This window comes from Halolamina salina, assembly GCF_042678005.1.
Classification (GTDB): Archaea; Halobacteriota; Halobacteria; order Halobacteriales; family Haloferacaceae; genus Halolamina; species Halolamina salina.
Map to the genome: position 1 here is coordinate 6500 of NZ_JBHUDH010000114.1, position 9134 is coordinate 15633.

At 67.4% G+C, this 9134-nt stretch carries 9 protein-coding genes and 1 pseudogene; 9 read left to right on the forward strand and 1 reads right to left on the reverse strand.

What is annotated here, in order from left to right:
* The 9 genes from ACFR9S_RS10085 to ACFR9S_RS10125 all read left to right on the forward strand — a co-directional run.
* On the forward strand, positions 1-861 hold an 861-nt coding region (locus tag ACFR9S_RS10085; RefSeq protein WP_379818544.1), incomplete at its 5' end, for a hypothetical protein.
* Entirely contained in the window at positions 862-2892 is a 2031-nt protein-coding gene (locus ACFR9S_RS10090) for a type II secretion system F family protein (protein WP_379730687.1), read from the forward strand.
* Positions 2889-3386 (forward strand): DUF7287 family protein, encoded by a 498-nt coding sequence (locus ACFR9S_RS10095; protein WP_379730688.1) that lies wholly within the window; start codon positions 2889-2891, stop codon positions 3384-3386. Before ACFR9S_RS10090 ends, ACFR9S_RS10095 begins: the two co-directional genes overlap by 4 nt.
* On the forward strand, positions 3383-3997 hold the full coding sequence (locus tag ACFR9S_RS10100; protein WP_379730689.1) for a DUF7288 family protein: 615 nt from the start codon (positions 3383-3385) through the stop codon (positions 3995-3997). The genes ACFR9S_RS10095 and ACFR9S_RS10100 overlap by 4 nt, the downstream gene beginning before the upstream one ends.
* On the forward strand, positions 3985-4938 hold the full coding sequence (locus ACFR9S_RS10105; protein ID WP_379730690.1) for a DUF7261 family protein: 954 nt from the start codon (positions 3985-3987) through the stop codon (positions 4936-4938). Before ACFR9S_RS10100 ends, ACFR9S_RS10105 begins: the two co-directional genes overlap by 13 nt.
* Positions 4931-6325 carry a DUF7266 family protein gene (locus tag ACFR9S_RS10110; RefSeq protein WP_379730691.1) on the forward strand — a complete coding sequence of 465 codons (1395 nt, stop codon included), beginning with the start codon at positions 4931-4933 and terminating at the stop codon, positions 6323-6325. The genes ACFR9S_RS10105 and ACFR9S_RS10110 overlap by 8 nt, the downstream gene beginning before the upstream one ends.
* A gap of 67 nt (positions 6326-6392) precedes the next feature.
* Positions 6393-7790 carry a DUF7289 family protein gene (locus ACFR9S_RS10115; protein WP_379730692.1) on the forward strand — a complete coding sequence of 466 codons (1398 nt, stop codon included), beginning with the start codon at positions 6393-6395 and terminating at the stop codon, positions 7788-7790.
* A gap of 113 nt (positions 7791-7903) precedes the next feature.
* Positions 7904-8440 (forward strand): helix-turn-helix domain-containing protein, encoded by a 537-nt coding sequence (locus ACFR9S_RS10120; RefSeq protein WP_379730693.1) that lies wholly within the window; start codon positions 7904-7906, stop codon positions 8438-8440.
* Between the two features lie 36 nt (positions 8441-8476).
* On the forward strand, positions 8477-9028 hold the full coding sequence (locus tag ACFR9S_RS10125) for a phosphopantetheine adenylyltransferase (RefSeq protein ID WP_379730694.1): 552 nt from the start codon (positions 8477-8479) through the stop codon (positions 9026-9028).
* Here the strand turns inward: ACFR9S_RS10125 and ACFR9S_RS10130 are convergent.
* Positions 9029-9134, reverse strand: a pseudogene (locus ACFR9S_RS10130) (transcription initiation factor IIB family protein); the annotation flags it as partial. It abuts the gene before it with no gap.

Below are 9134 nucleotides of genomic sequence, written 5' to 3' on the forward strand. Positions count from 1 at the left end.
GCAATCCAGTGGGGCGAAGATCCCGACGACCTTGACGACGATCTCGACGACGATCCCGACAAGGAGGACGACGAGCCGCCGATCCAGTGGGACGAGGACGACGCCGGATGGGACGACCCGAGCGATCTGACCGTCCGTCCGGAGCCGGAGCCGTTCGGCTCCTCCGACGACGGATCCGGTAAGGTCGACGACGGTCTGGACGACGAAGCCGGCGAACTCACCGATGAACCCGACGAACCCGACGAACTGGACGAGGGTCGAGACGACGGGCTCGGCGGGCTGGACGACGAACCCGGTGAGCCGGATGAGGATCTGGACGGCGGGTTCGACGAACCCGACGAGGGTCGAGACGACGAACCCGTCGAACTGGGCGACGGTCAAGACGACGGGAGCGACGATCTGGACGAGAATCCGGGCGACGAGTTCGACGGCCCCCGTGAGTTGGACGACGGCCTCGGCGGTCAGAATGACGATCCGGAGGACGACCCCGACAGTCCGGACGACGAACTGACCGACGACTCCGACGGTCTGAATGGGGGTCCGGACGGCCGCTCGGACAGTTTGGACGACGAGCCTGACAATCTGGGTGACGACCCCGACGGTCTGGGTGCCGGTCTCGACGAGCCCGAGGAGTCGGACGACGACCTCGGTGAGTTGGACGACGAATCGAACGACAACGACGACGAACGGGATGACGACGATCAGGACGACGAAGATCAGGACGACGAACCCGACGACATCGACGACCTGTTCAAAAGCCCGTCCGATGGAGACGACCCGAGCGACCTGTTCCAGACCTCGTCGGACGACGACCCGGACGACCTGTTCAAAAGCTCCGACGACGAGGAGGGAGAGGAGTAGATGAGTCTGGAACTCGGCGACGGCCGCGACGAAGACTGGGGAACGCTGGCGGACGCGTTCTACCCGCTGTACCGCCTCCTGTTCGACACGGAGGGGGACTTCGTCGGCAACGTCGAGGAGAAGCTGACCGAGGCCCGGATGAATCAGGCGGTCGAGCTCTACCTCTCCCGGGCGCTCGCGGTCGGGGTGCTCGTCGGCGGCCTGCTCTGGGGCTTCGGCAGCCTGCTCGGCTGGGCGATCTTCGAGTTCGGGCTGGTGACCCCGGAGTCGCTCAGCCTCGGCATCCCCGTCGGGAGCGCCCAAACCGCCGCGATGCTCAAGTCCGCGACGGTCCCGATCGCGATCCTGCTGTCGGGACTCGTGTTCGGGAGCATCGGGTTCGGGATGGGGTTCGGGACGCTGGCGGCGATCCCCTACTCCCGAGCGTCCGGACGCAAGCGGGAGATCAACATGCTGCTCTCCGACTCCGTCTCCTACATGTACGCGCTGTCGGTCGGGGGGCTGAACCAACTGGAGATCCTCGAGTCGATGGCCGAGGCCGACGACACGTACGGCGAGGTCGCAAAGGAGTTCCAGAGCATCGTCAACGAGACGGAGTACTTCGGCACCGACTACCGGAACGCGGTGCGCAAGCAGTCGATGGAGACCCCCAGCGACGAACTCTCGCAGTTCCTCACGGACATGCTCTCGATCATCAACTCCGGGGGTGACATGGAGCAGTTCCTCTACGACAAGAAGGAGAAGCACATGCGCACCGCCAAACAGGAGCAGGAGACCACGCTGGAGACCCTGGAGCTGTTCGGCGAGATGTACATGACGCTGTCGCTGTTCCCGCTTTTGCTGATCATCATTCTCGTGGTCATGAGCATGATGGGCAGCGGCCGAGAGATGCTCATCTACGGCACCGTCTACGCGCTGATCCCGCTGACGGGGGTCGGGTTCCTCGTGATGATCTCGACGGTGAAACAGGACGAACCCGGCGACGGCTACCTCTCGCCGCAGGACGGGAGCGAGCGCCTCGAAGCCAGCCAGCGGGAGGGGCTGATCCACCTCGGCCTGATCGAGGCGTTCACGGGACGGTTCAGCGTGTTCAACCGCATCAAGTCCCGCGAGGGGAACTACAAGACGAGACAGCTACTGTCGGCGCCGCACATCTTCTTCCGGGACAACCCCCTGTTCACGCTGGCGCTCACGCTGCCGACGGCGGCCGCGGTGGTGGGCGTCCTGTTCATCAACGGCGCGGTGCCGACGGCGTGGGACGGGATGATCTCGAACCCGATCTGGGGGACGTTCGCGTGGTACTACATCCCCTCGTACATGGTGCTCCTCCCGCTGTCGGTGTTCTACGAGTGGAACGGGCTCACCCGGCGATCGATCACCGGGAAGCTCTCGGAGAACCTCCGGAAGCTCTCCTCGGCCAACGACACCGGGCAGACGCTGCTGGAGTCGATCCAGACGGTCTCGGACACGTCGACGGGCAAGCTGGCCGACGAGTTCGAGGTGATGTACGCGAAGGTGAACTACGGGATGAGCCTGCGGGAGGCGATGGTCGAGTTCAACAACAAGTACCACATCCCGCGGCTGGCCCGGACGATCAAGCTGATTTCCGAGGCACAGGAGGCGTCGAGTCAGATCACCGACGTGCTGTCGACCGCGGCCCAGTCCTCCGAGAACCAGGACGACATCGAGCGCGAGCGCAAGTCCCGCACCCGGATGCAGGTCGCGATCATCCTGATGACCTACCTCACCCTGCTCGCGGTGATGGCGATCCTGAAGGTCCAGTTCCTCGACACGATGGCGTCGATGGGTGGGAGCGGCGGTGGCGGCTCCGCGGGCGGCAGCGGGATAAGCTTCGGCGCCAGCATCGACACCCAGCTGCTCTCGCTGCTGTTCTTCCACGCGGTGACGCTGCAGGCGGTCCTCTCGGGGATCATCTCGGGGTACATCCGCGACGCCCAGATCATCTCGGGAGTGAAGTTCGTCGTGATCCTGCAGACGCTGGCGCTGGCGGTCTGGGTGGTGGTCGTATGAGCCGCCGGGAGTTCGTCGACGACGGGCGTGGCCAGACCGTGCTCGACTACGCCATCGGCGTGGGGATCTTCCTCGTGGCGGTCACGTTCGTCGTGGCCACGATCCCGGGGATGTTCTCGCCGTTTCTCGGCGCCGGCGACACGCAGGTCGCCGACCGGGTCGCCACCTCGCTGGCGACCGAGCGTCTGGGGACGCCCGAGGAGCCGTACGTGCTCGACCGCGACTGTACGGTCGCGTTCTTCGAGCAGCTGAACGGCACCGATCCGGCGGCCGACGGCTGTCGGTTCGACACGAACGCGACCACGCTACAGGGGATGTTCGGTCTCGACTCCGGGCAGTCGGTCCAGATCCGGATCGAGAACACGACCGACACCGCGGCGCTCGGGACGCACCAAGCCGGGCGCGACCCGCCGCGCAGCGTCTCGGTCACGACCGCCCGGCGGATCGTCTCCATCGACGGCGAGAACTACTGGCTGGAGGTGCGTGCGTGGTGAGCGACCGCGGACAGGCCCGCACGCTGGAGGCGATCACCGCGGGGATGTTGCTGTTGGCCAGCATCGTGTTCGCGCTGCAGGTCACGGCGGTCACCCCGCTCACCGGCAGCACGTCCAGCCAGCACATCGAGAACCAACAGGCAAAGCTCGCGGAGGGGATACTGGCGGCCGAAGCCGAGACGGGCTCGGTCGTGCCGACGCTGCTCAGCTGGGACGAGGACGGTCACTTCGACGGCGCCGAAGCGGGAGGGTTCCACGGGGGTGGCCCGCCGACGGGGTTCGGGGTGGCGCTCAACCGGACGCTCCGCGAGCGCAACATCGCGTTCAACGTGAAGGTGTTCTACCTCACGGGCGAGGGCAGCCGCGACTCCGAGCTACTGGTCGATCTGGGCTCGCCCTCGGATCACGCCTCGACGGCCACCCGGTCGTTCACGGTGTACGACGACGACGTGCTCCACCGCATCAACGAGTCGGCCCAGCGGGCCGAGCCCGCGGCCACGACGCTGGAGAACACGTCGATGTCGAACAGCACGTATCTGGGGTACGACGCCGACCCGGACGGCCCGGTGTACAACGTGCTGGAGGTGGAGGTGGTCGTATGGCGGATGTAGACGACCGCGGGCAACTGATGCTCGTCGGCGCGCTCGCCCTCGCGATCATATTCGTGACGCTCGCGGTGCTGCTCAACGCCGCCATCTACACCGGCAACGTCGCCACCCGCGACCCCGGCCCGGGCACGGGCGAGGCGATCGAGTACGAGAACGAGGCGACCGCGATGGCGCGGACGACCGTCGGGGATATCGACGGCGGCGGAAGCGCCACGTACACGCAGCTCCGCGAGAACTTCAGCGACACTGTCGGCGACTGGAGCCAAGCCGCCAGCACCCACGCGGTGGTGTCGCTGGCCGACGGAAGCCTGGACCTGCGCGACTCGACGCGCGGAACCCGGATCGCCCAGTCCAGCGACCGGAACTTCACGAGCGACGGCAACGCGACGACGTGGACGGTCGCGAACGACAGCCGAGCCCGGGCGTTCCGCCTGAACGTCACGCAGGACTCGCTCGCGTCGACGGACACGCCCGTCGTCAACGACTCCTTCCGGGTGACGTTCAACGACAGCAGCGACGAGTGGGCCGCCTACCTCCACCAGAGCGGCTCCAACAACGTGTCGGTCACCGTCGAAGATCCCGCCGGCAACACGAACAGTTGTACGGTCGCCCCCGGTGCCGACGACCGGGCGGTGGTCGACCTCACAGCCGGCACGCTCGGTGGTGAGGACTGCCCCGAACTGCGCTTCTTCGGTAACCTCTCCGGGGCGTACACGATCAGCTACGTCGACGCGCTCGACGCCGACGGGAACGAACAGGTCGTCGGCACCTACGCCGTCGTGGTCGACCGACCGCTGGACCGCCTCGAGACCGGCGCCGACGGCACCGGCGAACCGACCGCCACGCGGACGCTGTACAGCGCCGAACTCGAGGTGACGTACCGGACGTCGAACGTCTATTACCAGTCGGAGTTCCGGGTCGCGCCGGGTGAGGCCGATGCGTGAGGACGCCCCGGCGCCGGAGCCTGACGCCTCGATCGCCGCGGACCGCCGCGGCGTCTCGACGGCGCTCGGCTACACGCTCACGCTGTCGATCACGGCGGTCCTGATCGCGGGGCTGTTGACCGCCGGCGGGACGCTGGTCGAGAACCAACAGCGCGCGGTCGTCACCGACGAACTGACCGTGACCGGCCAACAGCTCGCTGCCGGGTTCGAGGATGCCGACCGGCTCGCCGGGACGATGCGAAACGGGACCGTCCGCCTGAGCGTCTGGCTCCCCAGCGACGTGGGCGCTGGCGGGGGGTACTCGATCAGGGTGGTGAACCGCCCGACCCCGGACGACCAGCCCGCGCTGGCCACGATCGTCGTCACCGCGGAGAACGTCGATGTGAGCAGGAACGTCAGCTTCCGGACCGAACACCGGGTCGCGAACCGGACCGTCCCCGGCGGCCCGGTGACCGTCAGCTACCACGACACCGACGGCGACGAGGACCGCGAGCTCGTCGTGGGCGGGAAACGGGAGATCGAGGGACCGAGAACCCCCGAAGCGGTGGTCTACGTCGACGCCGACACGGGGAACCTGTCGACGGTGCACCCCGACGGCGAGATCACCGACTACGGGGTCGAGGCCAACGCCATCGGCCCGAAACAGGTCGATTTCGACGACGACGGCGTCGAGGAGGTCCCCTACGTCACCGCCTCGAACGAGCTCAAGCTGGTCGACTCGAACGGCCAGGTCCAGACGCTGACCGGCGGGGACGCGGCGTACAGCCCGCAGCAGAACAGCTACGGCACGGTGGTCGGGGTGGGTGAGTGGCGCGGCGAGACGAGCGTGTTCTACATGAACCGCTCGGACACCGGCGGCAACGACGAAGCGACGATCTACCGTGTCAGCCCCGGCAGCGGTCCGGAGAAGGTGACCGTCGGCGGCAGTGGCGTCGAGGCCAACGCCATCGCCGGCGTGGGCGACATCAACGACGACGGCGACGCCGACCTCGTGTACGTCGGGACGTCCCAACGGATCAGGTACATCGACGACAACACCACCGTCGACACCGGAACGAACGTCGGTACGGCCGTCGGGATCGGCGTCGGGGCGCCGAGGCAGTTCGCCAACGGCGAGCCCGACCGCGTCCCGTTCGTCGGCGGGAGCGACAACGTCAAACTACTGCGCCACACCGATGGCAGCAGCACGGTGACCGCCCTGACGGGCGGCGCGGCGCCGACGTTCGTCGCCGCTATCGACTTCGTCGGCGACGACAGGCTGGAAGTGGTGTACGTCGACGGCAGCGACGGGACGCTCCGGTACGTCACCCTCAGCGGCGCCACCGGGACGATCTACGGTCCCGACGGGAACCCGATCGAAGTCACGGAGGAGGATGGAGTCGCATGACTGGACCTGTCAGCCACGTTTCCCGTGGGAGGAGGACATATCCCCGTGGAGGTTGTAGTCGACAGTGATGGTATCGGAGACCGACCGTGGGGTTTCGAGCGTCGTCGGGGTGGTGTTGCTGCTCGGTATCACCATCATCGGCACCGGCGCCGTCGTCGGCATCGGCTCGCAGGCGTTCGCCGACGCCGAGCGGACGGCGACGACCTCACAGGCCGGCCACGCGCTCACGCAGTTCGACTCCAAGGCCGCGATCGTCGCTCTCGGGGAGAGCAGCTCCCAGCGCGTCGATCTCGGCCCCTCCGGCGACGGCGAGTTCGTCGCCGAGAACGACTCGGGCTGGATCCGGGTCGTCCACCACAACGCCACCGGCTCCGGGAACGAGGAGCAGATCTACAACGCTTCGCTCGGCTCCGTGAGCTACCGGAACGGCGACACGGAGATCGCCTATCAGGGTGGCGGCGTCTGGGAGCGCCGCGGCAACGGCAGCGTGATGCGCTCCCCGCCGGAGTTCAACTACCGGCGCGCGACGCTCACGCTGCCCGCGATCAGGGTGACCACCGAGGGGCAGGCGTCGGGTCGGACGACCGGCGTCGTCACGCAGGCGAACGACTCCCGGCGGGTGTTCCCCAACAGCTCCGCGTCGTACCCCGACGGGACGGCGTACGACAACCCGATCACGGCCGGGAACGTCACCGTCACCGTCCAGAGCCGGTTCTACGAGGGCTGGGCCGAGTTCTTCCGGAGCCGGACCAGCGGCGAGGTGACCGTCGACCACGACAGCCAGCGCGCGACCGTCGAGCTGGTCACCCCCGACACGATCGGGAAGTTCGAGATGCTCGAAGTGCTCGGCGAGGACGGGGTCACCGCCCGCGGGAAAGCCCCGGGACACACGCTCTCGGACTTCAACGTGACGCTGGAGACGGAGGGGAACGGGAACTCGTTCAACAATCAGGAGGTCGATTTCACCGTCACGTCGGGCTCGAAGACGCTCACGTACAACATCGTGACCTCGAAAGGCTGCAAGCAGGGCGTCGGCCCGCTGTCGGTGACGGTCACCTACGCGAACAGCTCCGCGAGTCAGGAGTGGAAGAACTCGAGCGTCCCCGGATCGAGCGGGCCGATCCGGCTGGACTGTAACGGCGACGACGGGACGCTCGTGCTCGACTTCACCTCCAGCCAGAGTCTGGAGTACCAGGGGAGCCAGAACGTCACGTTCGGCCACGACGACGCCCCCAACGAGCCGCGAACGTTCGAGACCGGCGACTCGACCACGATCGACCAGCTCTCGAACCACTACGTCGCACTGATGGGCGACGATTTTACCCTCAGCGCCGACCTGAAGAGTTCGGGCTCACAGCTCGACAAGACGGCCTCCACGGGCGTCATCGACTACGACACGGACGGGCGGAAGTACATCGCCTACCTCCACGTGACCGAAAACGAGATCGAAGTCGAGTTGGAGTAATCCCCGTTCGCGGCATCTTTTCAACCCCGTCGGTCCCAGTCGACGCCGACCCGGTACCGCGTCCCGCAGCAAACGTTTTTGGGCGCAGAGTTCTGACCTTCGAGTGAACACACATGCCCCAGGACTCCGAAACCGACGACGGCGAGATCAGCTCGGCGCGGGAACGGATCGAGGAGGGCGCCGACAAGGCGATCGGCGAGTTCGATCAGGGCGTCGTCGATCTGCTGGCGTGGCTGCTCGACACCGAGACGCGAGCCCGGATCTACGTCTACCTGCGACAGCACCCCGGCAGCACCAGCGAGGAGGTCGCCGAGGGGACCGGACTCTATCCGAGTACCGTCCGCGAGGCGCTCGCCGAACTCCACGAGGAGGAGACGGTCTCCCGCGGGAAACGGGAGAGCGAGGGCGCCGGCAACAACCCCTACGAGTACGAGGCGATCTCGCCCAGCGAGCTCGTCTCCGGCGCGGTCGGGCAGGTCCAGAGCCAGCTCAACGCCGTGTTCAACCTCGACGAGCGGCTCGACCGCGGCGAGACTGGCGACGACGACGGCCCCGTGACGATCTCGGTCAGCGACGCCGACGACGGGACGACCGGCGGCGTCAGCGACGCGGACGCGAGCGACTCGGCCGACGCCGCCGAGAGCGAATGACCGCGCTTTAACCGTCGGCGGCCCGACCCCCGGGGTATGCAGGTCGCCATCGGGGGGACGTTCGACCCCGTTCACGACGGTCACCGGAAGCTGTTTCGCCGAGCGTTCGAACTCGGCGATCTGACCGTCGGCCTCACGTCGGACGCGCTCGCCCCGGAGACACGCCACGTCGATCGGTACGTCCGTCCCTGGTCGGAGCGGAAGGAAGACCTCGAGGAAGAGCTCGAGCCGCTGGCCGAGGAGTACGACCGCGAGTTCGAGATCCGGGAGTTAGAGGAGCCGACCGGCATCGCGACCGAACCGCAGTTCGACGTCCTGATCGTCTCGCCGGAGACCCGAGAGGGCGGCGAGCGGATCAACGAGATCCGCGGAGAGCGGGGTCACGAGCCGCTGGACATCGAGGTCGTCGACCACGTCACCGCGGAGGACGGCGATCGCATCTCCTCGACGCGGATCGTCAGCGGCGAGATCGACCGCCACGGCAACCTCACGCCCGAGCGCGAGGGCCGCGGGAAGTTCCCGCCCGAAGGCGTCGAGTCGGCTTCTACCTGCGACGCCGAGTCCGCCTCGACCGGCGACGCCGAGTAGCTACCACGTCGGCGGGCGGAAGCCCGCTTCCTCCAACAGCGGTTTCCAGCGCTGCTGGACCGAGAGCCGCGAGATCCCCATCGCGTCGGCGACCTCGCTCGCCGTG